22 protein-coding genes are annotated in these 24,876 nt (G+C 61.4%); 7 read left to right on the plus strand and 15 right to left on the minus strand.

The genetic code is table 11. The features are described 5' to 3' along the window. Positions 1-32: 32 nt before the first annotated feature. The 12 genes from LRS11_RS16590 to LRS11_RS16645 form a co-directional block, all read right to left on the minus strand. On the minus strand, positions 33-1,436 hold the full coding sequence (locus LRS11_RS16590; protein ID WP_260494007.1) for a DUF4157 domain-containing protein: 1,404 nt from the start codon (positions 1,434-1,436) through the stop codon (positions 33-35). A 30-nt stretch (positions 1,437-1,466) separates the two neighbouring features. After that, the gene (locus tag LRS11_RS16595) at positions 1,467-2,996 is read right to left on the minus strand and encodes a DUF4157 domain-containing protein (protein ID WP_260494008.1); all 1,530 of its coding nucleotides are present in this window, start codon (positions 2,994-2,996) and stop codon (positions 1,467-1,469) included. Continuing rightward, positions 2,993-3,256, minus strand: a complete 264-nt coding sequence (locus LRS11_RS16600) for a hypothetical protein (protein ID WP_260494009.1) — start codon at positions 3,254-3,256, stop codon at positions 2,993-2,995. Before LRS11_RS16600 ends, LRS11_RS16595 begins: the two co-directional genes overlap by 4 nt. After that, a complete protein-coding gene (locus LRS11_RS16605) occupies positions 3,253-5,151 on the minus strand; it encodes an AAA family ATPase (RefSeq protein ID WP_260494010.1) in 1,899 nt (632 codons plus the stop codon). The genes LRS11_RS16600 and LRS11_RS16605 overlap by 4 nt, the downstream gene beginning before the upstream one ends. Further along, complete coding sequence (locus LRS11_RS16610) at positions 5,148-6,458, minus strand: DUF4255 domain-containing protein (RefSeq protein ID WP_260494011.1); 1,311 nt, start codon at positions 6,456-6,458, stop codon at positions 5,148-5,150. Before LRS11_RS16610 ends, LRS11_RS16605 begins: the two co-directional genes overlap by 4 nt. Next, positions 6,455-6,589, minus strand: coding sequence for a hypothetical protein (locus LRS11_RS16615; RefSeq protein WP_260494012.1), 135 nt, complete (start codon positions 6,587-6,589; stop codon positions 6,455-6,457). Before LRS11_RS16615 ends, LRS11_RS16610 begins: the two co-directional genes overlap by 4 nt. 685 nt (positions 6,590-7,274) lie before the next feature. Further along, complete coding sequence (locus tag LRS11_RS16620; protein ID WP_260494013.1) at positions 7,275-7,961, minus strand: hypothetical protein; 687 nt, start codon at positions 7,959-7,961, stop codon at positions 7,275-7,277. Between the two features lie 5 nt (positions 7,962-7,966). After that, positions 7,967-8,491 (minus strand): phage tail protein, encoded by a 525-nt coding sequence (locus LRS11_RS16625; RefSeq protein WP_260494014.1) that lies wholly within the window; start codon positions 8,489-8,491, stop codon positions 7,967-7,969. A gap of 12 nt (positions 8,492-8,503) precedes the next feature. Further along, a complete protein-coding gene (locus LRS11_RS16630; RefSeq protein WP_260494015.1) occupies positions 8,504-10,084 on the minus strand; it encodes a phage tail sheath C-terminal domain-containing protein in 1,581 nt (526 codons plus the stop codon). A gap of 566 nt (positions 10,085-10,650) precedes the next feature. After that, on the minus strand, positions 10,651-11,514 hold the full coding sequence (locus tag LRS11_RS16635; RefSeq protein ID WP_260494016.1) for a hypothetical protein: 864 nt from the start codon (positions 11,512-11,514) through the stop codon (positions 10,651-10,653). A gap of 494 nt (positions 11,515-12,008) precedes the next feature. Then, the gene (locus LRS11_RS16640) at positions 12,009-12,905 is read right to left on the minus strand and encodes a sterol desaturase family protein (protein WP_260494017.1); all 897 of its coding nucleotides are present in this window, start codon (positions 12,903-12,905) and stop codon (positions 12,009-12,011) included. 69 nt (positions 12,906-12,974) lie between these two features. Next, positions 12,975-13,703 carry an AraC family transcriptional regulator gene (locus LRS11_RS16645; protein ID WP_260494018.1) on the minus strand — a complete coding sequence of 243 codons (729 nt, stop codon included), beginning with the start codon at positions 13,701-13,703 and terminating at the stop codon, positions 12,975-12,977. Positions 13,704-14,290: 587 nt separating this feature from the next. On the opposite strand from LRS11_RS16645, the gene LRS11_RS16650 reads away from it, so the two are divergent. The 3 genes from LRS11_RS16650 to LRS11_RS16660 are packed head-to-tail and all read left to right on the plus strand — an operon-like array spanning position 14,291 to position 20,141. Next, positions 14,291-15,553 (plus strand): TolC family protein, encoded by a 1,263-nt coding sequence (locus LRS11_RS16650; RefSeq protein WP_260494019.1) that lies wholly within the window; start codon positions 14,291-14,293, stop codon positions 15,551-15,553. Next, complete coding sequence (locus LRS11_RS16655) at positions 15,550-17,010, plus strand: efflux RND transporter periplasmic adaptor subunit (RefSeq protein ID WP_260494020.1); 1,461 nt, start codon at positions 15,550-15,552, stop codon at positions 17,008-17,010. The genes LRS11_RS16650 and LRS11_RS16655 overlap by 4 nt, the downstream gene beginning before the upstream one ends. Then, the gene (locus tag LRS11_RS16660) at positions 17,007-20,141 is read left to right on the plus strand and encodes an efflux RND transporter permease subunit (protein WP_260494021.1); all 3,135 of its coding nucleotides are present in this window, start codon (positions 17,007-17,009) and stop codon (positions 20,139-20,141) included. Before LRS11_RS16655 ends, LRS11_RS16660 begins: the two co-directional genes overlap by 4 nt. Before the next feature lie 68 nt (positions 20,142-20,209). Here LRS11_RS16660 and LRS11_RS16665 read toward each other — a convergent pair whose 3' ends face one another. Genes LRS11_RS16665 through LRS11_RS16675 form a run of 3 tightly spaced genes read right to left on the minus strand, consistent with a single transcriptional unit; the run spans position 20,210 to position 22,029 of the window. Beyond that, positions 20,210-20,872, minus strand: coding sequence for a hypothetical protein (locus LRS11_RS16665; protein WP_017675694.1), 663 nt, complete (start codon positions 20,870-20,872; stop codon positions 20,210-20,212). A 12-nt stretch (positions 20,873-20,884) separates the two neighbouring features. After that, complete coding sequence (locus LRS11_RS16670; RefSeq protein WP_026088460.1) at positions 20,885-21,622, minus strand: HupE/UreJ family protein; 738 nt, start codon at positions 21,620-21,622, stop codon at positions 20,885-20,887. A 47-nt stretch (positions 21,623-21,669) separates the two neighbouring features. Next, positions 21,670-22,029, minus strand: a complete 360-nt coding sequence (locus LRS11_RS16675) for a hypothetical protein (protein ID WP_017675696.1) — start codon at positions 22,027-22,029, stop codon at positions 21,670-21,672. Positions 22,030-22,147: 118 nt separating this feature from the next. Between LRS11_RS16675 and mreA the strand changes: the two genes are divergently transcribed. The 4 genes from mreA to LRS11_RS16695 are packed head-to-tail and all read left to right on the plus strand — an operon-like array spanning position 22,148 to position 24,726. Next, positions 22,148-22,435 (plus strand): metal-sensing transcriptional repressor MreA, encoded by a 288-nt coding sequence (mreA, locus tag LRS11_RS16680; RefSeq protein WP_017675697.1) that lies wholly within the window; start codon positions 22,148-22,150, stop codon positions 22,433-22,435. Between the two features lie 9 nt (positions 22,436-22,444). Then, entirely contained in the window at positions 22,445-23,569 is a 1,125-nt protein-coding gene (locus LRS11_RS16685; protein ID WP_017675698.1) for a nickel/cobalt efflux transporter, read from the plus strand. Positions 23,570-23,572: 3 nt separating this feature from the next. Continuing rightward, positions 23,573-24,013, plus strand: coding sequence for a YqaA family protein (locus LRS11_RS16690; RefSeq protein WP_017675699.1), 441 nt, complete (start codon positions 23,573-23,575; stop codon positions 24,011-24,013). Continuing rightward, entirely contained in the window at positions 24,001-24,726 is a 726-nt protein-coding gene (locus LRS11_RS16695) for a conjugal transfer protein TraX (protein WP_260494022.1), read from the plus strand. The genes LRS11_RS16690 and LRS11_RS16695 overlap by 13 nt, the downstream gene beginning before the upstream one ends. The last annotated feature ends 150 nt before the right edge of the window (positions 24,727-24,876 follow it).

Genomic DNA, 24,876 nt, shown 5'->3' on the forward strand with positions numbered 1-24,876 from the left:
GCTGCTACATGAGCCCATGTTCGCTCCTGCCTTTACGGCTTCTCGAAGGAAACCGTTGAGTTGTGGTCGCGGCGCATGACCAGGGTGATGTGGTCCATGACCGCGCCCAGGTGCGTGGAAGAGTTGCGCCGAATGTCGTGGTAGAGCATGACGATCTTGGGGGCCGAAGGCGTGGTACCCCGCCAGCTGCGTGCAGCCATGGCACTTAGCCCGGTTTCAACGTTGGTCTTGAGCTGGACCAGTGACAGCTCGCCACCGGGGTCGCCGTCTATGTCCCAGAGCAGGTTGGTCAGGCTGAGCGAGGCGTAGGTACTGCGTACAGCGGCGTCCGAGCTGCCAAACGGAGGCCTGACCAGGGTGGCTGTTACGCCGGCCTCGGTCTCGGTGGCGGTGGTGTCGCGGATAAAGTCGCGGGCACCGGCCAGCTCGCCGCTCAGACGGCCGGCGGCCTGGGCGGTGATATGTGACTCATGATCCCGGGTGCCACCGGTGTGGATGCCAATGGCGTGGCCTTCGGCATGCATGCGGCGGATCAACTGCCGGCCCACCCTGGTGTTGCCCCGAATGGGCCGTCCATCGCCGCCCTGCGCATGGCTCTGAATGAAAAAGCCGGCCTTGGCCCCTTTGTCGCGCAGGGTGTCGAGGACCTTCTCGGTCCTGTTGCTGCCGGTGCCCAACCCGGCCGCATGCGGGCCGTCGTCGAAGGTCAGGGCGACTACCCGGGCTGTTGGCGTAGGGGGAACACGTTGTGCAGGCTCTGCCACTGCTCCCGCTTCTGCCTCTGCCTGGGGCGGCGCACTGGCCGTAGAGCCGCCCGCACCGTCGCCAGTGCGCTGCACCCGCTGGTTCCCTGTGGCAGATGCGCCTTGTTGCACGACATGCGCCAACTCATGGGCCAGCAGTGCGCGCCCGCTGCCACTGTCGGGCGCGTAACGGCCCTGGGCAAACACGACATGCCGCCCCACGGTATAGGCATGCGCGGCAACATCCCGTGCCGAGTTGGCGGCGGCATTGTCGCGGTGTACCCGGACCTGAGCGAAATCATGGCCGAAGCGGGGCTCGAAGAAGGCTCTGGCGGCGCCGGGCAGCGGCTCGCCAGCAGACTGCAAGGTTCTGGTTACGCTCGCCGGGGCCACCGATGTAGCGGCGGCGCCATGGGCAACGCGGCTGAGATGGGGGCGCGCCGAGGGCTGAATGCGGGTCTTGCCGGCGTCACCGAGCACCTGAGCGGCGGCCCGGTCGGCTTCCTGCTCCAGCGGGTCATTAGTGGCGCCCACCGCCAGCCGGGTTTGCATCCCCAGCGCCTGGGGACGTCGGCACTGCTCGCAGTCAGCCGCTAGGCTGGAGGCCGGGTTGCCATAGGCACACTTGCGCTGCAGCAATGGCGCTGCAGCGCTGGTGGCGGCGACCGGGCTCAAGGCGGACTTGCTGCTCATCGACATGCCTCGGGCACGCTACCCATAGACTCAAGGGCTCGGGTACTGATCACTGAAGTCTCCTTTTTTCCTGCAGGCGTTGTTCTTCGCATCCGTTGCGGTGACGGTCTGCCAGGCGGAACCATCCCAATAGGTCACGGTTCCGCCCTGGTAGATGCCCGGCTGCGGGGCGGTCTGCCCCTTGTGGCGCGACTCCACGACCGACTTCCAGATGGCAATGATCGCCGCCACATCGACGGGCTGATCGAGCAGCAGGGGGCGATTGAGTTCGTTGATGCGCTTGGTCAGGTCGGCGCGCACGGCTGCTCCTTCTAGAGGGGCCGACTTGCGGTAGCCGAGGATCACCGCGTTGGGGAACAGGCCGCTGAACACAGAGGCAGCCTCCTGGCACAAGGTTGCGCAGCTGGTGCTGATCATCAGCTTGACGTTGCCGAAGCCACCTTTCTTCTCGACATAGCGCAGGTCGAAGCCTTTGCTCTCATCGCCATTGGCGAACAGCCCTGGCGCCTTGTACTGGGCGTATTGATGGCCACGGAAATAGACGATGTCGGTGCGCTCCAGATCGGCCACGTCACCGGCGCCCGCTTTCTTGGCCCTTGTCTTGTGCGTCTTGCCTTCACTGGACAACTCGAAGGTATTGGACTTCAGCGACTCGCTCGTGCCCAGCTTGTCCAGATGCGTTTTGACGTCGGGGGCATAGCCCGGGTAGAAGCCGACATAGCCACCAAACGCGGTACCGGCTGCCGCCCAGGCTTCGTCGGCCTTGGCTGTGGACAGGCTGCTGCTCAGGCTGTCCTTGACCTCGGTCTGCTGCTTGGCCGTGGCGCAACGGCGGATCGGCTTGAGCGCACGGATCAATGGCAACAGGTCAGCGGTTTTACTCGCTTTCTTGGCCTGCGCCTCGACTGCCTTGCGCGCGCTAGCGAAATTGAAGGTTTCGCACAGCGGGTCGGCAGGCGCTTTGGCAGCCGGCGCCCTGCGTAGGACCTGGCTCTGTTGCGTGACGTGAGTTAGCTCATGGGCCAGCAGGCGCTTGCCCTCCTGGCTATGGGGGGCGTACTGACCGGCCGCGAACACCAGGTCCTGGCCGACCGTGTAGGCGCGGGCCTGGACCGCTCTGGCCGACGCTGCCGCAGTCCCGTCGGTATGCACGCGCACCTTGGCAAAGTCGTGGCCGAGGCGCGGTTCGAAGAACGCGCGCGCGTCGTTGCCCAGTGGTTCCCCAGGTGAGCGCAGCGCCTGATTAACTACTGGCGGTACAGCTGCGCCGCCGGCGCCGCCATCGTCTGACTTGCGCCGCAGCGGTGTGGCTGTGGCCGGGTGCACGGTGGGAGCATTGCCGGGTGATCCGCCCACGACTTGCTCGGCAATTCGATCAGCCTCACGTTCGTACTGATCGTCTGCGGGGCCGATGGCCAGCTTGCGCTGCAGGCGCTGCGCGCATTCCGTGCATTCACCGGTAAGCCCTGAGGCCTGGCCACCGCAGCTGCATTTGCGTTGCAGCAATAGCCCTGAGTGCTCGGGCGACGGGTTCAGCTGTTCGACTCGCCCCAGGCTCATGGCGCACCTCGTTCGGTTGTCGGCAGCAACTGACTGGCGACCGCCTGGCCAAACTGCTCGCTGCTGGTGTGGGGCGCGAGTCGGATGGGGGCAGGCCGGTAACGTGCCTGCCGCTCATGGCCCTGTAGCGCCGCCAGCCCGCCGTCAGCGGCGAGACGCTGCTGCAGCTCGGCCTGCAAGGCTTCGGCGAATGTGGCGGCGTCCTCTGGGGCGATGCCACGCAGCACCAGGCGATCGATATGCAGCACGACACGGCTCATACCCACCCCCGTGTTTCCGCATCGGAAATCGGTTTGTCGCGTTTACCTGCCTCGATATGCGCGGCCCGCAGCAGATGGCGCATGCCCACCGCCGTTCCGCCCTCGGCGGCGAGGAAGGCGGCGCCGAGGGCGATGTTACGGATGGTGCCGCCCGGTACGGACAGGTTCGCCAGCTTGCGGTAGTCCAGCGGCTCCAGCGGTGTCGCCGCCGGAAACACGCCATGCCAGAGCGCCTCACGCTGGATCTGGTCGGGGAAGGGGAAGTGCACCACGAAGCGCAGGCGCCGGGCGAAGGCGCTGTCCAGCGCGGCTTTGTGGTTGGTGGTGAGGATGGCCAGGCCGCGATAGGACTCCATCCGTTGCAACAGGTAGCTGACTTCGATGTTGGCGTAGCGGTCGTGACTGTCCTTGACCTCGCTGCGTTTGCCGAACAGCGCATCGGCCTCATCGAATAGCAAAATGGCGCCGAGCTCTTCGGCGCTGTCGAAGACCCGGCGCAGATTCTTTTCTGTTTCGCCGATGTACTTGCTGACCACGGCCGACAGGTCGATGCGGTAGAGCACTAGGCCCAGGGTATTGGCCAGCACCTCGGCGGCCAGGGTCTTGCCGGTGCCGGAGTCGCCCCAGAACAGGGTGGCGATGCCCAGGCCACGCGAGCTTTTCTCGGCAAAGCCCCAGTCGTGATGCACGGTGAGGCGATGCTGGGTATGCACGGCGATCTGCTGCAGGATCCGCCGCTGCGCTTCGGGCAGTACCAGATCGTCCCAGTCGGCCCGTGCTTCTATACGCTGAGCCAGTTCGCTCATGCTCGGTGCATCGGCCCGGCAGGCGCGGTGCAGCTCGGCCAGGTCGAGCTCTGCGCCAAGCCGCGCCGCGATGCTGGCGATGCGCCGCGCGCCGAGGCGGTATTGTCCGGCCAAGCTGTCGAGGGTCGGCGCCAGTTCGTCGTCCCGTTGACCCAGGGCCTCGCGCCAGAGCCGGCGTTGCTCGGGGACGTCGGGGCGCTCGACGATGAACGCCTCGCCATCCAGCGCGAGGGGCGCCCGTGACGCGATGATCAGCAGTCCGCCAATACGTTCGACGAAGCGTTCCAGTGTTTTGCTCTCGTCATCGCGTAGTTCGATCAGCAGAGCACTGCCGAGCAGGACGGCCTCGCGCTGCCAGAGCGTGGCCAGTGCTGCCTGCTCGTGGGCCGTGGCGGGAATGTCCACGGCGCGCAGACAATGCAGCGCGACGCCCAGACGCCGGGCAATGTCGGCGGCGACATCCTGTTGCCCCTGCGGGTCATCGCCGGCCAGCAGGATGGCTCTGGGCCTGGCGCCATCACGCTGCAAGTGGCTGCAGGCGTGCGCACTGACAGCAGCATGCGCCCGGCACATCAATCCGGGAGGCGGCAGTGGCGACAGCAAGGGTTGCAGGCGCTGATCCAGATGGTTGAGACCCGCCAGGTAGTGCAACACGCGCTCATCCATGCGTACGCGTCCGCTGGCTAGCCCGCTACTCTCGTCCACCTCCAGCAAGCGCCAACGGCGCAGCGGTTCCGACGGAACCAGAGCATCCCAGTGGGCGGAGGGCAACAGGCTCATGGCCAGACCAAACGTCGCCCAGGGGCGGCCTGCCTGGCCATTGGCCTGGGCGCAGAGCGGGCCCAGGCGGGCGTCCATCTCGACGCCCGCGACGAGCAGCAGGAGGTCGCGCTCGAAGTCGCTCAGTTCGAACAGCTGTGCCAGGGTATCGATGGCCGGCGGCGCGCTCATTGCCGCACGCAGCTCTGCGCCGCGCATCCGCTCATCCTGCGCGTCGCTGCCGTCGAGCAAGGCCCGCAGACGGGCGAACTCGGCCGCCAGCAACTGCTGGTTGGCGCTCGACCAGTCCATGGCTGCCGGGGCGTTCATGTGATGGTCAGCCGCAGATTGAGGAAGGTCGGCGGCGTGGTGGCGTGATCGACGATGGGGCTGTCGACCCCATCGATGCGCAGGCGCACCAGGTGCTCGCCGACTTCGGCTTGCTCGATCAGGAAATCCAGCGTGTCGGTCGGTGCGGCGAAGCTTTGTGGCGGTACCTCGCGCTGGCCGACCAAGAGAGTGGCACGCTGACCGGCGCGCAATTCGGGAGTGAACTCTATGCTTACCAGGGCATCGCCGTCGCCGTCACGCGCCACGTTCTGCGGCAGATTGGTGATGTCCGGAGCGAGGGTGAAAGCCAGGCGATTGCTCTCTCTGGCGAGCGTTTCCCCGGGACGGATCAGCCGCGCATTCGCCTCATAGACGCCCACCGGGAAGTCATCCGCGCGCGACACGGGGATCAGCAGTTCCATGCGCTCACCCAGGTTGGCACCGCTGGCGGCCAGGACTTCGCTCACTTCATAGCGGGGGTTGCCGATGCGCACTTCACGGTCGCTGCCGTTCAGGTGGTGGCCGCGCAGCACGATGCTCTGCCCGAGCCGGGCCACCGGCTGGGCTCCACTTGGCAGGATGGCTTCCAGGGTCGGCAGGGCCGGGATCAGACTGGGCGAAACCACCACGCCACGCTCGCGCCCCGAGAGCGGGTCGACCTCTCCGCGCGTCAGCACCGGCAAGGGGGCGAGGGCAGGGCGGGTGGCCTCGATCAGCACCACGGATACCTGGTAGGCAGCGGTGGGGCGTAGGCTGGACTGGGTAGCCGACCACAGCTTGGAGCTTTCCTCGGTGTTGAGCGTCTGCGGCGTGATACGTAGCAACTCGAACTGATCGGCCAGACCACACTCGGCCAGCGCCCGCAGGGCTGGCGGCAACACCACGCCGAGGTCGGGTGAGGGGGTGAGGGCGGTACGGATCATCTCGCGGGTGATGATCGGAAACTCATGCATCAGCTGCATGGCATAGCCGAGCAGGATTTCGGCGTGCAGATCGCCGCCGCTGTAGGCGGAAATCAGGTAGTACAGGTCCAGGGCCAGCGGCTGGTTGGTCAGGCGCTGGCGGCCAGCGGAGTCATGGGAGGGCAACGCCTGATTGCGCCAGCTGGCGTTGGGCATTGCCTGATAAAGGAACAGGTTGAGCTGGCTGGATTCGGTGCCATCGGCCGGCACCACGCGGTCGGGCGGCAGCACGCTGACGCTCACTGTGCTGCCAAGGATGCCGGCGACATTATGGTTGACCAGGCCATCGTTGAGCCGGTCGCGCAGCACGGCGGTGACGCCGGCCAGAGCCAAGGCGGTACTCATCGACCGTCTCCCTTGCGCTTGGCCAGGTAGTCATCCAGCGACAACGGTGCCGCGCCTTTGCGTGACGTGCGCTTGCTCGGCGCACTTTCCTGGATGGCAGTGACTTCGATGCGGCCGATATGAATATGCACTTCGTCCGGCTGCGGACTGGGTGCGGTGGGGGGGGCGATGCGAGCGGGACGGCAGTAACCGCCTGCCTGGGCGCAACCGGGCGCGGCGAGAGCAGGGTGGCCGGCAAGGGCAGGGTGCCGCTGTCATCCTCGAAGACAGGTTCTTCGGTCACGGCTGATTGATTGTGTGCCGAGCCAGCCAGCGGGCTCGGCGCATGCCCTGCGGCTGTTTGCCTCGGACCTTGTGGGGAAGCGGCATCCGCTTGCTGCGCAGAGTGGTTCGCCGTTGCCGTTCTTATCGGCTGCGTTATCAAACTAGGGGGCACAGCCAGCGAGGAGGGAGCATGCGTATCCGTTTGCGCCCGGTTGGACAGGGGGGACGCCGTCGCTGGTTCGTCATGTGCCTGAAAAGCACGGGGGGCGACGGCGGGCGTCTGCTTATCCGGTACCTGCGAATTCATCGCCTCGCTGTCCGGCAACCTATGCGGTGGGCGGGCGGGCAGCCTCGCGGCGGTTTCGCTCCCCGGAGCAAAAACTGGCTGCTCCGTCGCAGTAGCTTGCACCATCGGCAAATCCGGCTGATCCGCACTGGACTCAAGCGGCTCCACTCGCTCCGGGGCGCTCTGATAGGGCAGTGCCGCAGGCGAACGCAGGGTAGCGCCGCGCTGACCGCTGGCCTGTGCGGCCAGACGCTGGAACAGGCCACTCATGGCGCCACCCTGGTCAGATAGGCGCTGCGCCGCGTGGCGCTGAGTGCCAGGATCTGGGGCTCGCTCCAACCGTAGGCCTGGGCGAGCAGGTGAACCTCGTTCAGCAGCTGGCGGGCGCTGACATCGACTTCTTCCCACAGATAGCCCGCCACATCGAAACAGGCCTCGCCACCCTGGCCACAGGTCGGGCACTGGAAGGCCAGCGACAGATCGGCCCAGGGGTCGGCATCCTCCAGTGCCGCCTCAACCAGCTCACGGCGGATGTCCGAAACGCATGCATCTTCGGCACAGCCCAGCAGCAGTTGTTGCGCGGCCGACTCCCGGTCGGTGAGGTTGGCAACAGCAGCCAGATCGCGACTGGTTGGGCAACGAAAACGCTGCCCGGCCACTTCAATGGAATCGGGAGGTGGCTGCATGGGCGGCAACTGCTCCGGCAGCAGCTCGAACTCCATACGCTCGCCACAGGCGGGACAATCCAGCCACAACGGCATGCGGCTGCCGAAGCTGCGCCAGCGCAGGCGCATCAGGGCCGCATGGCACTCGCCCAGCGGCCGGTCCGCCAGACTCTCTGCCGGCAACTGCGGAGCGGCCTGGGCGAAGAGCAGCAGCGCGCGGTCGAGCGGATGCCGGGCCGCGCCATGCTCCCAGAGCGCCAGCAGCTGTGCTGAAGTCAGCGGCAACATGCTGTTCAGGCCGGCTCGGTGTAGCTGGGCTCGCTGGGTTCGCTCACGTCGTAGTCGCGCTCCCAGCCCTCGTTTTCCAGCTTGATGGTCTGGATGGCCACCGCATTGGCGTTAGCGTCCAGGTCTGGCATCGCCTGGAACTCCGACACCCAGCAACGGAATACCTTGTAGGCGAGGGCGAGCTGACCGGCCTCGTTGTAGACCTCGATGATCAGGTCCTTGCGGAAGTCCTTGAGCGATACCTCGGCACCCAGCCCGGCACCGAAATTCCACACCTTGTTGGCCCACTTTTCGAACTCGGTGTCATGGGTGACACCGCGCTCCAGGGTGATGGCCTCGAACTTGGTGCGCCCGGGCGATTTGCGCGAGGTGGATGGGTCGCCACCTTCGCGGTGCTCGACCAACTCGGTGCTGCGCTTGAGGGCGCCCACCTTGCTGATGCCGGCGACATAGCGGCCATCCCACTTCACCCGGAATTTGAAGTTCTTGTACGGATCGAAACGCTGTGCGTTGACGCTGAACTGAGCCATGGTCTGGTTCTCCTAGACGTCGATCTGGCCGGCCATCTGCTGCAGCTTGATGACCACGAACTCGGCGGGTTTGAGCGGGGCGAAGCCAACGAGAATGTTCACCACACCTCGATTGATATCGCTCTGCGTGGTGGTTTCGCGGTCGCATTTGACGAAGTAGGCGTCGCGCGGACTGGAACCCTGGAATGCGCCCTGGCGGAACAGGTCCTGCATGAAGGCGCCGATGTTCAGGCGAATCTGCGCCCACAGCGGCTCGTCATTGGGCTCGAACACCACCCACTGGGTACCGCGGAACAGACTTTCCTCGAGAAACAACGCCAGGCGGCGGATCGGCACGTACTTCCACTCGGAAGCCAACAGGTCCGCACCCGCCAACGTGCGCGCGCCCCAGACCAGATGACCGGCCACGGGGAAACTGCGCAGGCAGTTGAGGCCCACCGGGTTGAGCACACCGTTCTGCCGGTCGGTCATGGTGTAGCTGAAGCCCTGCACCCCGGAAAACGAGGCCGCCAGGCCGGCTGGGGCTTTCCATACGCCGCGCTGCACATCGGTACGCGCCATGATCCCGGCCACCGCACCGCAGGGAGCGAACTCGGCCAGGCGATTCTCGGACAGCGGATCGGCCATGCGCAGACGCGGGTAGTACACCGCCGCGTTGATCGCATCATCGTTGCCGATCGTGCCGCGCAGCGCGTTCACCCCGTCCTCGGCGTCGCTGATGGCCGTACTCGGGCTTGCGGTCCAGGCCGCAGGGGCGTCGATGATCAGTACCGCGCGGCGCGTTTGGCAGTAGCTCGCCGCCGCCGCCAAAGTGGCAGGATCGAGGTCGGCGTCACGGGTGAGGGGAGGAATGCACAACAGGTTGAACAGGTCGGCCGCATCCAGCGCGAAGATGCCAGTGCGCTGGTCTTCGTCGCCAGTGATTTCGGCGTCTCCGATGGGGTCGCCATCCTCACCGAGGACGCCTGCCGCCGTGGCTGTGCCGTCGTCATTGGCTACGGTCAGCGTGCCGTCGGTGGGGCTTTCGTCAACCGGTGCCGAGGCCTGTACGTTGACCAGTGCGGACTGCTCGTTGAGCACCGTGTCGACAAAGCGCGGGCTGAGCGGATCGACCGAGAGGTTGCGAAACACCTCAGACGCAACAGTCACAGTGCCCCCGGGCCGGTCCAGCTCTTCGATCAGCAGATTGAACAGCAGCGGATCGGCAGGATCGCGCGTCAGGTGATCGACCGTGGCCTGCAGGCGGCTGCCCCAGACGCCGGGACTGGCGGCCTCGAGCAGCAGCGAACCGCCCGCAGTTGGTAGCTCAAGCGTCGCGCTAACAGCCGCGTTGGCTACCCGAACGATCAAGGCGTCGCTGCCGCCATGCTGGAAGAACTGCAGCACCGCATAACTCAGGGTGCTTGGCTGCCAGAGACCGCCAAACAGCCTGGAATACTCGGCGAAACTCTGGACTCGCACAGGGTCATTGACCGGACCGCGTAGCGCGCGACCGATGAACGCCGTGATCGAGGTAGCGACGCCGGTAATACTGCGCACGCCGCTGGGCACTTCTTCGATATAGACGCCTGGATAACTCAGGTTGGAAGGCATGAGCTGAACTCCTCAGAGGTAATCTGATGCCCGGCCTAATGCATAGATGGCGCGCAGACCGGGCATGGAACTACTCGGTGCACAAAATGGGATCGATGCGGACAATGCGATGCGCACAATCAGGAAAGACGAGCGTCCAGGCCCAAATGCGGCGGAGAGGAAAGTTGCTTCCGTCCTTGAAAACTAGGCGTCAAACGCGGACTACAGGAGCCCGATTGGCCATACGGCCGATAAATCTATTAACACCATAGGTCAGCGAAGCCGAGCCGCAATGCTGTCACTTTGCCAGGCTGACGAGAGGTAGCTGTACTGGTCTATATCATGCTTCGCATAATGTATATTATGTTAAATTACATATACGGCGCAGAGATTGTTTAAACCCATGTCCTTGTGATCGAGTGAATTTGAAACAAAAAGCACCTGAACACCTCTATCGTGAGCAGTTTGGAAGCCAAATTTGAAACTCCACCTTCTATGATTCGACAAATTTGAGACTCCAAGGAGACACCCTCACGGCATTATTGCACCTCGCAATCACTCTTCTGACCGAGTTGCAACAGCTACTTTTACTTCGCTTCTGTCGCTGCATTTTGCGCTGCCTCTCTCTCCAGGGCTTTAGAGAGCTCATCGCGCACAGATTTCAAATCCTCATTAAGGGTGATTAGTTGCAGGTCGCGGTCGGCGATCTGCACAGTAGTCGTCTGTGAGAGTAAGTAGCACTCAAGGCTCAGGGCTACTCGATCGATGTCCACTTTAGCTAGCTGCTTCTGTAGGGCTTTGAACTCAGCTTGAGCAGCAGCTAAGACGTTTTCGTGTGCCGCCTGCAGGCTTATCAGCTTGGTCGCAAATCCCGCTGAATCTTTTCGCTGGCGCTCCTCAGACTCCTGAACGTATTCCAGATGCTGCTGAAATCGCAATTCGAGCGTCTGCCTCGTGTCAGCGATTTCGCTATTCAAGAGCATCAGATCGCGTGTTTTCGCATCCAGTCTTACCTCAAGCTTGCGAACCATTTCGGTAGCTGCGGCATGCCTCTCCGACAGTTTGGTCAGGGCACTGACGGCATTCTCATTCTCCTTGAGCACGCGAGTGAGCTCATTCAGCAGTGTTTCACTAGATAACCTATATATATTCAGTTGGGCCTGTAACTCCTCGACTTTGCTCTGTGCCTCGGTTCGAGCAATGGCAACCTCTTCCTGGAACACGTCTAGGAGTTGGCGTTGAGCGTCCTGGAAAATTTTTTGGAGCAGCCCCTGCTCACCGAAAAACTCGCCTTTACTCATCGTGTCCAACTTGAGCAACTGCGTCTGTATGGCAGTATTTGAGCCCCCAGCCTTCGTCTGGATATTGCGGACGCATGGCTTCAAGCCCTGCCTGAGGAGTTCCTCTCGCGCTATTCGCACGTCCATTAGCGATATGCCGTCTTTTGCCATTACTTTCGCCTTTTGCGAATGTTGGACTTAGCTCGCAGGTCTCATACATTGCATTCTAACGGCTCCTGGCGACTAGTCTCCAATTTACGATCTTTTGCAGGCCAGAGTTCTGGCCAGGCTTTCGTGTTAGGCAGGGTGGAACTTCACTTCTTGTTTGGGAGGAAACTTGGGGCGTGGCCCATGCGGCCAACTGATCGACTTTAGCCTTCACCGGGGCGTGAGCTGTCTCCGGTCAAAGGCTAGACTGCAGTCGCTCTAGAATGAGCTTTATAGCGGATTATAGAGCGATTATAGAATCCTCTTTGGCACGTAATTTTGTACGCTTGAAGCCGCTAGAAGTACCAATCTGTAAGAGCCCCACTTTTGCCTTGAACGCCTAATCAACACTATGTTCCTGACACCACAGCGGATGAGTTCGGCCTCGTTATAGCTGAAAGCAGGCTGTTCCGGGACTGGAATTTGCCTTCCACGGATCAGGTTGCCGGGCTCTTGTGCTAGCTCGCCGAGTGGTTTTTGCGAATCCTACGAGCTTGAGAAATCCGCTTAAACGGAGCTACCAGTTGAGCCCGATACCCTGTCGGGTAGTCACGCTCTTGCAGTCCTACCTGTGCATCGCCGAGCTTGTCTGTCCCGCCATAGAATGTTCTGAACAGGTGATCCCACAGAAGCAGGAACTCGCCGAAGTTAACTTGAGCATCTTCGAACTCCCGCTTGTGGTGCCAGCGGTGTGTCTCAGCGACGCCAATCACATTGCGCATCCAGCCTAGCGAGTAGTCCAGGTTGGAGTGCTGAAATGCGAGATGCACTGTCAGGATGCCAAACCAGGTTGCGACGAGTGCTGAAGGCGTTCCCATCGCGAAGAGCACCAAGAGCCCAGGGCCTGCCATAATTGCTGCGTGTAGTGGATGTCGACGCTCGCCATTCATCCAATAGAGACGTTCTGCACTGTGATGGGGCTCGTGTAAGCGCCATAGCCACGGTACCAAATGGCTGAATCGGTGCATGGCATAGAGACTGAGATCCAAAACCATGGCTACGATGAGTAGCTGGCACCACAGCGGCAGATCCGTTGGGAAGGTACGCGCAGCGTCAGGCACCCAATCGCCCAGCCGAGCCAGAACCGCAGCGGTGAACTGGATGACAGATAGATTCACGATCAGGTGAAGCAGATCGGTCAGTGTATCGTGGTGGTCGGCAAGCCAGCTTTTCCGGAATGGCTGCAGACGCTCCAACATGACGACCGGAAGAATACCGACTACGGCTATCAGGGCTGTGCTGGGCCAATATGGCAAGCCCTCGTAAAGCTGCCAAATCATCCAGCCAGCCGTACCTCCAAAGATGACGGGATAGCTGAACCAGCGGATCATGAACCTGAAGTAATTGCTCATCATGCAGCCCTCTTCTTGAAGACCGTACGTTAAGCGGCCCCCATAGTTCTGGCTTGAACAAAAAAGCTGATCTCAGCTGCTGAGACTGACCTGGCTCAGAGCTGAAGAAGGATCGAGGCCAAATAGGCTCCGAAAGGTTCGGGAAAAGTGTGCGGAATCCGAAAATCCCGCTGCATGGGCGGCCCGAGTCAGACTTTGGCCAACCGTAATGAGTTGTAACGCTGCGACCAGGCGAAGCCATTTACGGTAGCTGCGCAATGGCAAGCCGGTCTGTTCAACAAACCAATGAGAAAAGCGAGTCGTTGACAGGTGCATCAGATCGGCCAGTTCTTGTCTGCCATTGGTGGGCTCGTTCAAGGCTTCAAGGACAAGCCGTAGCCGTTGATCGATGATCGGCAGATCGGTGAGATTAAGAAATTGGCGTACCGCTCCCCGCATTTGCTGTGCGGTGATATTGGGAGTTGCCAACAGTCTCTGCAGAGACAAAATTTTTTGCGCATCGATAGGCAAGATGCTCGTAGAGGCATTGAATGCCCGTGCCTCCTCAGAAAGGGCATCAAGGTAAATCGAAATAACTTCAACTGCTTCGATTCGATGAGTTACGCCCGCTTGAATGCAAATAGCTCGGGCCGTGACGTGGCTATCAGGTGTAGTCACCGTCAAGTCGTGGTTAATGCCAATAGTGATCTGGTGAGCCATGTGGCGGTGCCAATCATGATTGCCTGCCTGCCCTAAAAACACTCCAAAGCCTGGAGATATCCAGGCTTTGCCGTGCCAGCTGGCGCTCTGTGATGCAGTCAATTGATAGTCCCTCTGCTTTGCTTCCCGCCCCTACCCTGCATGACACTCTATTTGATCCAAATCAACGAAGTGCTGTTATCGTCAAAAGGAGCGTTCATGCGTTGGGGCAATCTGCTATCGTCGGCCTATTGCCTCGCCTGGTGAATTGCTGTGCGTCGGATTGGATTGATCCTGCTAATGATTGCTAGCCTCGTGCTGCCGACCTTCGGCGGTGTTGCTTTCAGCATGCCGGCACAACCTTGCCCGATGCAGAGCGCCGATAATCAGGACCATGCAACGGCTGATGCTTCGTGCTGTGAGCAGATGGACAAGTCCGATGGGCTGGCCAGTAAGTCCCCCTGCAAATCCGGGCAGGAATGCAAGACTGGAGGACTTATCCAGACCGCCGTGATCAAGAGCATATCCCCCCTCCCCTCACGCCCCGAAATATTGCTGACCCAGTCGGTGATTAAGCGAGAGCCTGCAGGACTCTGGCGCCCTCCTCGTTTCGTCTAATGCAGTGATCATCCCGCGCCTTAAAGTCAGGCGCATTGTCGCGACCACGTTTCGTGGTACTGACCTCGATCAATCGCATTGGAGGCGAAAGCATGTCCGCTTTCCTTTTCACACGCCGTGGCTATCTCGGCGTGTTTGCTGCCGCATTCTCGGTAGTTCCTTGGGTTGCCGCTCAGGCGCAGCCCCTGACCTTCGAAAGAGCGCAGGCACTCGCTGAGCAGAGCGCCCCCGAGAACCTCGCGCGAAAAGCGCAGGTCGTATCGGCACAACAGTCAGTTGAACCTGCTGCTGCCCTACCTGACCCTAAACTGATCCTCGGTGTCGACAACCTGCCCATCGAAGGACCGGACCGTTACACCCTGAATCGGGACTTTATGACCATGCGCCGCATTGGGCTCATGCAGGAAGTCCCCAACAGTGACAAGCGTCAGGCTCGGCGCCAGTTGGCCGAGGCTTCAGTTGTCCGAGCCGAGGCAGAGCAGCGTGCCATGCAGTTGGAGATCAAGCGCCAGACAGCAGTGAGCTGGCTGGACGTGTACTACGCCGAACGCAGTGTTGGCCTCTTCGATCAACTGGACCGTCAGATCGAGATGCTTCGCTCGACCGTGCAATCGCTGATTGCCGGCGATAGTGCTCAGCCTGGCGAGCTGTTGCAGGCCGACCAGGAAGCTCTGGCATTACAGGACCGGCGAGACGAGCTGAATCGCGATGCGGCAGTAGCTCGTGCCAATCTGCGCCGCTGGATAGGCAACGAGGCTGACCAGCCTTTGCAAGGAGGTGTTCCCAATCTAAGCCTGGAGGCACCGCACTTGCAGCAACGCATTGCCTCACACCCTGAGTTGCGCGCTGCCTCCGCCCGAGTCGGCGAGGCTAGCGCCGAGCTGTACGAGGCCATCGCCGAAAAGACTCCCGATTGGGGTGTCGAGTTTGCCTATAACAATCGCGACAACCAGTTCGGCGATATGGTGATGGTGCAATTCACCTTCGACCTGCCGTTGTTCGTAGGCACACGTCAGGGGCCCAAGATCAACGCCAGACAACAAAGCGTGTCGCAGATGGAAGCCGAGCAGGAGGCATTACTGCGCGCCCATCAGGCTGAGCTGGAAGGCGGTATTGCCGAGCTTGAGCAACTGCGCAGGACCTTGTCGCGCACCGAAAAAACCTTGATCCCGCTTGCAAGCAAGCGTGCCGATCTCGAGCTGGCCGCCTACCAAGCCGGTAACAGCCAACTCACTTCCGTTTTTACCGCCCAGCGCGACCTGATTGAGGCGCAGCTGCGGCAGATTGAACAGCAGCGCAAGTTGAGCCAGCTCTCCGCAAGCCTTTACTACGCCTATGTGGAGGGCCTGAAATGAAGATATCGGCATTTGGTTTTGCGGTCGCCTTGCTGGCCGTGGGCATTGGCGCGGCAGGCGGTGGCTACTGGCTGGCTCAGCGGCAGGCCAAACAAGAGATCCTGCCTAGCTCCGCACCGACGGATGAGCGCAAGGTGCTCTATTGGTACGACCCGATGCAGCCTGAGCAGCGGTTCGATAAACCGGGCAAGTCACCTTTCATGGATATGGAGCTTGTCCCTAAATACGCAGGATCCGAGCAGGATCCGTCTGTCCTGAGCGTCCCCGCTCAAGCCGTGCAGAACCTCGGAATGCGAACCTCAAAGGTGGTCCGCGGTGTACTTCCCTCCGGCATCGAGGCTGTCGGTTCTCTGGCCTACAACCAGCGCGAGGTGGCGAACCTTCAGGCCCGCGCTGGCGGATTCGTCGAACGCGTCTACGGACGTGCCCCGGGCGATGTGCTGCCCGCCGGCACGCCTCTCGTCGACCTCCTGATTCCCGAGTGGTCTGCAGCCCAGCTTGAGTTCCTGGCGGTACTGCGCACCGGTGATGCCCGCCTGATCGCTGCAGGCCAGGAACGACTGCGCCTGCTGGGCATGCCGCGCGCACTGATCGAACAAGTTCGACACAGCGGAAAACTGCAGGCGGTGCAAACCCTCACCACACCTATTAGCGGCGAGCTCCAAACCTTGGAGGTACGCGCTGGGATGACCGTCGAAGCCGGGCAGGATCTGGCGCGTATCAACGGGCTGTCCACGGTCTGGCTCGATGCGGCAATACCCGAAGCGATGGCTGGAGCAGTTCAGGTTGGGAGCGACATCCGGGCCACCCTGACAGCCTTCCCCGGGCAACCGCTACAAGGCCGTATCATCGCTTTATTACCGAGTGCCGACCCGCAGACGCGTACGATCACCGTGCGCAGCGAACTGTCCAACACCGCAGGCAAGCTGCGCCCCGGCATGTTCGCGGCCGTGCGCTTGGACAGCGATGTCGAGCCGCCCTTACTTCTGGTGCCGAGTGAGGCGGTGATCCGCACGGGCAAACGTGCGCTGGTCATGCTGACCAACGGTGACGGGCGCTACCGCCCCCAGGAAATCATCCTGGGCCGTGAAGCCGATGGGCGCCTGGAAGTGTTGTCTGGCCTAGAGGAAGGTCAGGCCGTCGTCACCTCTGGCCAGTTCCTCATCGATTCGGAAGCCAGCCTTCAGGGCGTCATGGCCAGCAACGCGGAACAGGACAGCGCGAATGGGCTGCATGAGTCTCATGGTGTGATTCGTGCTCTGGACGCTGAGGAAGTCACCCTGGAGCACGGGCCCTTCGAGAGCCTGAACATGCCCGGTATGACCATGGCATTTCCACTGGCCAGCCCCGAAGTAGCGGCTGGGCTTAAGCCCGGGGATCAAGTGCGTATCGGCGTCCGCCAGACGGACTCTGGCCTGCAGGTCGAGCGGCTGGTCAATCAAGGAGATCAGCCATGATCGCACGTCTGATCCACTGGTCTATCGGCAATCGCTTTCTGGTGCTGCTGGCGACCCTGTTCATCACCGCCCTGGGCATCTGGTCACTGCGCAACACGCCGTTGGATGCACTGCCGGATCTGTCCGACACCCAGGTCATCATCCGCACCAGCTTCCCCGGCCAGGCACCGCAGATTGTCGAGAACCAGGTGACCTACCCGCTGGCCACCACCATGCTCTCGGTGCCGGGGGCGAAGACAGTGCGCGGCTACTCGTTCTTCGGCGACTCCTTCGTTTATGTGCTGTTCGAGGACGATACCGACCTCTACTGGGCGCGCTCGCGGGTGCTGGAGTACCTCAATCAGGCGCAGGAACGCCTGCCCGAGGGTGTTACCACCACCCTTGGGCCGGATGCCACCGGCGTGGGCTGGATCTACCAGTACGCCTTGGTCGACCGCAGCGGCCAGCATGATCTTGCCCAGCTGCGGGCACTGCAGGACTGGTTCCTTAAGTACGAACTCAAGAGCCTGCCCAACGTAGCCGAAGTGGCCACCCTCGGCGGCATGGTCAAGCAATACCAAGTGCTGCTCGATCCGCAGAAGCTAGTGGCTTATGGGGTAACTCAGCAGGAGGTCGAAGCGGCGCTGAAGAGCGCCAATCAGGAAACCGGCGGCGCCATCCTGGAGCTGGCAGAGCGCGAGTACATGGTGCGGGCTTCAGGCTATCTAGAAAGCTTGGAGGATTTCCGCAATGTGCCGCTTCGGGCTTCGGCAGGCGGAATTCCGGTGCTTCTGGGTCAGGTGGCCACCATTCAACTGGGACCAGAGATGCGGCGTGGCATTGCCGAGTTGGATGGTCAGGGTGAAGTGGTAGGCGGCGTAGTCATCCTTCGCTCCGGCAAAAATGCCCGCGATACCATCGCCGCGGTGAAGACCAGGCTGGACAGCCTGAAGGGCAGCCTGCCGGCCGGCGTCGAGGTGGTCACCACCTATGACCGTTCGCAACTGATCGACCGCGCCATCGACAACCTCAGCTATAAGCTGCTGGAAGAGTTCGCGGTGGTTGCCCTGGTTTGCCTGATCTTCCTCTGGCACCTGCGCTCGTCGCTGGTCGCGATCATCACCCTGCCCCTGGGCATCCTGATGGCCTTCATTGTCATGCGCTACCAAGGCGTCAATGCCAACATCATGTCGCTCGGCGGGATCGCCATCGCCATCGGTGCCATGGTCGACGCAGCCGTGGTGATGATCGAGAACGCGCACAAGCACATCGAGGCCTGGAAGGCCCGGAATCCTGATGAGCACCTCCATGGCGAGGCGCACTGGCGAGTGATCGGCGAAGCCGCAGCCGAAGTCGGGCCCGCGCTGTTCTTCAGCCTGCTGATCATCACCCTGTCCTTCCTCCCCGTTTTCACTCTGGAGGCTCAGGAGGGCCGGTTATTTGGCCCACTGGCCTTTACCAAGACCTATGCCATGGCGGCCGCCGCCGGACTGTCGGTCACCCTGGTGCCGGTGCTGATGGGCTACTGGATTCGTGGGCATATCCCCAACGAACAGCAAAACCCGCTAAATCGCTGGCTGATCAATGCCTACCGGCCGGTGTTGGAAGCGGTGCTGGCTTGGCCGAAAACAACGCTGACGCTGGCATTAGTGGTTTTTCTCTCTAGCGTCTGGCCACTTAGCCAGCTAGGCGGTGAGTTCCTGCCACCCATGGATGAGGGCGATCTGCTGTACATGCCATCTGCCCTGCCCGGCCTGCCGGCAAGCAAGGCCAGTCAGTTGCTGCAGCAGACCAACCGGATGATCCTTACCGTGCCGGAAGTGGCGCGGGTGTTCGGCAAAGCCGGTCGAGCAGAAACGGCCACCGACCCAGCGCCGCTGGAGATGTTCGAGACCACGGTACAGTTCAAGCCGCGCGATCAGTGGCGCCCGGGAATGACACCAGAGAAGCTCATCGAGGCATTGGACCAGGCGGTGAAAGTCCCGGGGCTGTCCAACATCTGGGTTCCACCGATCCGTAACCGCATCGATATGCTGGCCACGGGGATCAAGAGTCCCATCGGGGTGAAAGTTTCCGGAACCTCGCTGGCCGAGATTGAGCGCATAACGCGTGACATTGAGGCCGTGGCCAAGGAGGTACCTGGCGTGAGTTCGGCGCTGGCGGAGCGGCTGACCGGCGGTCGCTATGTGGACATCCAGATCGATCGCCTGGCCGCGGCGCGCTATGGCCTGAGCATCGCCGACGTGCAGGCGGTGGTATCGGGCGCTATAGGCGGCAGCAATATCGGTGAAACGGTCGAGGGGCTGGCCCGCTTCCCGATCAGCCTGCGCTATCCCAGGGAGTGGCGTGACAGCCCGGAAGCGTTGCAGCGCATGCCGATTCTCACCGCAGTGGGCCAGCAAATCACCCTAGGAACCGTCGCCCAGATCAGTCTGACAGAAGGGCCGCCGATGTTGCGCAGCGAGAACGGGCGTCTCTCGGGCTGGGTCTATGTCGATGTCCGCGGTCGCGATCTGGCATCGACTGTGCGAGAACTGCAGGAGCGTGTCACGAATGGTGTGCCACTGGTTGCGGGGGTGACAGTCTCCTACTCCGGTCAATTTGAATTCCTAGAGCGCGCCAATGCACGCCTGACTTGGGTCGTGCCGGCGACCTTGCTGATCATCTTCGTGCTGCTCTACCTGACATTCAGCCGTTTCAGCGAGGCCCTGTTGATCATGGCCACACTACCCTTCGCCCTGTCAGGCGGTGTCTGGTTGCTCTACTGGTTCGGCTTCAACCTGTCGGTTGCCACTGGGGTCGGCTTTATCGCCTTGGCGGGAGTCTCGGCGGAATTTGGGGTGATCATGCTGCTGTATCTGAAGAACGCCTGGCATGCGCGCGTGGATGCAGGGCGCAGCGACGATCCGGCCCTGCTGGAGGCAATTCGCGAAGGAGCTGTCCTGCGTGTCAGACCCAAGGTGATGACCGTTGCCGTGATCATCGCTGGCCTGCTGCCCATTCTCTGGGGTGGCGGAGCGGGTTCAGAGGTCATGAAACGCATTGCCGCACCTATGGTTGGCGGCATGATCACAGCCCCGCTGCTGTCCATGCTGGTGTTGCCTGCCGCCTATTGGTTGATGCGTCGACGGGGTAAACGAAAGAGTTACTAACCACAGGAGCTATAGCTCTGAATGTTCAGGTGAGCCCCTCCGCCATATGACGAAGGGGCTTATCTGTCTTAAATCACGCGTTTAACGCTCAGGTAATCGCCCTTGGTCTTCAGCGTGATGGTCACGTCGCGGTTGCTGCGGTTGCGCCAGAACCAGCCGTGTGTACCGTCGAAGATGGCGGTGAATTCACCCTTGTCGCCCTTGATCTGCTTACCCTTGCTATAGCTGTGGTAGTAGCCCTTTGGGCCGTTGTAGGGTTCGCCATGGGTGTCGTGGTTGACCGGAACACCATTGGTCGTCCACTCGTAGCTGACCGTGGCCTTGTCCAGCATCTCCAGTTTGATTTCACTGGCCTCGCCCGGCTTCAGCGTGACGGTCACTTCATCTGACTTCAGGGCTGGCTCAGGCTCAGCTACGGGTTCGGCCACAGGTGCTGCTGCAACAGGCTCTTGCACTACCGGCTGAACAGGCGCGGGAGCTTGAGCGACTGGAGCCGCAGCTGGCTGAACCGCTGCATCCGCTGCCGCTTCTTCGGCCAGGGTTATCTTCATTTCGCCCATCTGGGTCAGGCCGAGTACGCGACCAACGCCCGTTGGGTCGATGGCGTACTCCGAAGGCATCACCACGGTGACCAGTAAGGCTGCGGCAACACCCACGGCGATCACAGTGGAGCGCAGCAGTTGGTGGCTGGTAGGCAATTCGCTTTGGGTCGGAAGCTGGGTATTGAACATGCTGAGAATTCCTTACTGAGAGACGATCAGGCCGGTGAGCTGGTAACCCATCAAGAGGAAACCGGCGCTCATCATGGCGACGTTGGCGGTGTAGGCATGACGCCAGAAGCTGGCGGTGCGCCGCCAGTAGCCCATGACAATCAGGATGGCGCTCAAGGCCAGGAGCTGGCCGATTTCGACGCCGACGTTGAAGGCAATCAGGTTGGCGATCAGGCCATCTGCCGAGATCTCGTATTCCTGAATCTTGGTGGCCAGACCAAAGCCGTGCAGTAAGCCAAAAATCAGCGTAGCTGCCTTGGTATTGGGCTGATAACCGAACCAGCGCTGGAATGCCCCGAGATTATCGAGCGCCTTGTACACCACCGAGAAGCCGATGATGGCGTCGATCACGTAAGAGCTGATGCTGATTTCAGTCAGCACACCCAGCAGCAGGGTGACCGAATGACCCACGGCGAACAGGGTGACGTAGAGCCCCACGTCCTTCAGGCGGTAGAGAAAGAAGATCACCCCGAAGAGGAACAGCAGGTGGTCGTACCCGGTCATCATGTGCTTAGCGCCCATGTAGATGAACGGCAGTAACATCACCCCGGAGCTTTCCTGGATAAAGCCCTTGTCGCCCTCGGCAACAGCGTGGGCCAGTGCGTCAGGCATGCCGAGAAACAGCAATGCCGTGAACAACAGCAACAGTAGTAGCGAACGATTCGGACGCACAGCAGCTGCGTCCATTGCGCCCATAGATAGCGAATGCATAGTTGAGTCCTAAATTGCAGTGGTCTTGGGCCGCACAGCGGCCTGTGTCAGATCACGAATGTGGCGCGCGGCGGCCGCTCGATCAGGAAGATCGGGCTTGGAGGAATGGAGTAATGAGGGGCTGGTATCGGCTGCGCACGTTCTGGCAGCGTGCTGATGCTCAGCCGTGCGGTCAGGTGTGGTGTTTCATGCAGATGGTCGGCGGTCAGCGGCGAGTGGCAGTGATCCCCGTACGCCGCACAGGCCAGCGTCTCGTCACCATGCGCATGCGAATGAGCACCGTCATTGCCACCCAAGGCTGGCTGGCTCGACCCCATAAACAGCGCAGAGGTATGCCCGGCCCAGGCCATCAAGATGGCGAGAGCAAGGGCAAAAATCACCTTGGTGCTGATGGGATTGCTGAGCATGTTGTGGTTCTTTCGATGCCTAAGCGGGTGGCTTTTCTGGAGGGTTGGTCGGTTTGACCATATCCCCCCCTGGGGGATAGCATGCGAGCGTAATTCATCGACGCACGAGACTCAAGGCATGAGCGATCACGAACACGGCCACCAGCACCAAAGTCATGGCGACATCATCAAAAGGTTGAAAAGAGCGGAGGGCCACCTGCGCAGCATCGTCACCATGATCGAAGAAAGCCGGGCCTGCGTCGACATCGCCCAGCAGCTGCATGCCGTGGAAAAAGCCGTCTGCCAGGCCAAGCGTGTGCTTATCCAAGACCATATCGACCACTGCCTGGAACATACGGTCGAAGCACTTGCGATAGGCGAGCGCGCATCACTCGAAGACTTCAAGCAAATCACCAAGTACCTCTAGGCCCCTCCCATGTCGAGTTTCGCCGAACTGCTGCAACAGGGGGCCTCGCAGGCCTGGCTGTACTTCCCTAGTGCCATATTACTGGGTGCCTTGCATGGCCTTGAGCCTGGGCATTCGAAAACCATGATGGCGGCGTTTATCGTGGCCATTCGTGGCACGGTGAAGCAGGCCATTCTGCTAGGCCTTGCCGCAACGCTTTCGCACACCGCTGTAGTCTGGCTGGTGGCCATGGGCGGCATGTACCTAGGGCAGAATTTGGATGCCGAAACTACCGAGCCGTATTTCCAGCTCGCGTCCGCCGCCATCATTATCACTATCGCCCTGTGGATGCTCTGGCGCACCTGGCGTGGCGAGCAGATGTGGCGCTTCGAGGAAGGTGATGAGCATCAACACGAGCACCACCACGATGAAACGCAGCGCATCGACACCGGACATGGGCGTATCGAGCTGTCGATCTTCGAGGAAAGTACTCCACCGCGCTGGCGGCTGAAGACCTTGAGTGGCCATGTCTGGCCGGCTGCCGAAGTGAGCCTGCTGACGACTCGCCCCGATGGACTGGCCCAGCAGTTTTGCTTCGTTGACCGCGGTGATTACCTAGAGTCAGTCGACGTGATTCCCGAGCCCCACGAATTCACCGCGCGCCTGAGTCTGGGCCATGCCGGACATTCCCACGACTATGACCTGGAGTTCCGCGAGCACGACCACGGTCATGAGCACTCCGAGCTGGAAGAGCTGGAGCTGTCGCTGGACGGCTATCAGGATGCCCATGAGCGGGCGCATGCCAACGACATCCGCAAGCGCTTCAGCAACCGCAATGTCACCACCGGCCAGATCGTCCTGTTCGGCCTAACAGGCGGGCTGATTCCCTGCCCGGCCGCGATCACCGTGCTGTTGCTCTGCCTACAAGTGAAAGAAGTCGCCCTGGGTGCCGTCCTGGTGCTGTGTTTCAGCATTGGTCTGGCCATCACCCTGGTCACCGTTGGTGCCGCCGCCGCTATTGGCGCTCGGCAAGCCTCCAATCGCTGGCCCTGGCTCGGTGCTGTCGCGCGTCGCGCCCCTTACCTGTCCAGCCTGCTGATCATTGGGGTGGGGATTTACGTTGGCTTCCACGGCTGGATCGGCCTGAACGCCTAGCCGATGTGGGAGTTATCCGGTTATTTCGGCCTGTTCTTCGCCGCCTTCGGTGCCGCCACGCTGCTGCCCATGCAGTCGGAGGCGGTGCTGGTCGGGTTGCTGCTGACCGACCGCTACGCGGCCTGGGCACTGCTGGCAGTGGCCACCACGGGCAATGTGCTGGGTTCGGCACTGAACTGGCTGCTGGGCCGTTCCATCGAGCATTACCGGCACAAGCGCTGGTTTCCCGTCAGCGAAGGCAAACTGAAAAAGGCCCAGCAGGCTTATCACCGCTTCGGTCGCTGGTCACTGCTGCTTAGCTGGGTGCCGATCATTGGTGATCCGCTTACCGTGGTAGCCGGTGTTATGCGCGAACCATTCTGGAGCTTTCTGTTGATCGTGCTGCTGGCTAAGACCACTCGCTATCTGGCACTAGCTGCCATGACGCTTGGGTGGTTTGGGTGAGCCTGCAGAAGCGCGACACCAACCTAGATCTGATCAAGTGGCTGGCGATGCTGACCATGCTGCTGGATCACCTGCGCTACATCTGGCCTGACAACGGATGGTTGTTCATCGTTGGGCGCTTAGCCTTTCCAATGTTCTGCCTGGGGATCGCCGCCAATGTCGCGCGCTCGCAAACAGGTGAGCTGTATTCCGATAACAACGTTCGCTACATGGGCTGGATGACTGCGTTTGCAGTGATCTCGGAGTTGCCCTATCGCCTGCTTTCTAACGACAGCAGCACGCTCAACGTTATGCCTTCGCTGCTGTTGGGCCTGCTTATCACCTGGGGAGCACATCACCGTGGTCGCGACGGTTTGATCCTGGCTTTGGCCGGCGTGACTGTCGCGGTGTTGATGCAAGAGCGCCTGATGTACGGCGTTTTCGGCGCACTGCTGCCTGCAGCGTTGCTGCTGGCCATTCAGCGCCCTGGGCTTGTGTGGCTATTGCCTGCCTCACTTTGCGTACTGGCCAACAGTCGCAACCGCTGGCTCGCCGAGTGGGAGTTGCAGCCCTATACGTTGCTGATCCTGGCCACAGCGTTCGCTGCGCCCTTAATTGGGCTATGGCTACTGCGCCGAACGCGCCATTTCAGGATCTGGCCGGTCAAGCGCTGGGGCTACTGGTTCTACCCTAGTCATCTAGTAGCACTGCACCTGATCCGCACGCTCAGCTAGTGTGGGTTTTCCTTCTTCAAAGCCTGCTTGCTCACTCCATATAATCAGCAAGGAACCATCGTTTACAGTCGCCGTGCACTGTGTAATTAGCCCTCTGGGCGCGTCACCTTTTAAAAGGTTATGCGATGCCTATGGTGCTTGTGCCGCCCA

Origin of the sequence: Pseudomonas sp. J452 (assembly GCF_024666525.1) — a bacterium.
Lineage (GTDB): Bacteria > Pseudomonadota > Gammaproteobacteria > Pseudomonadales > Pseudomonadaceae > Aquipseudomonas.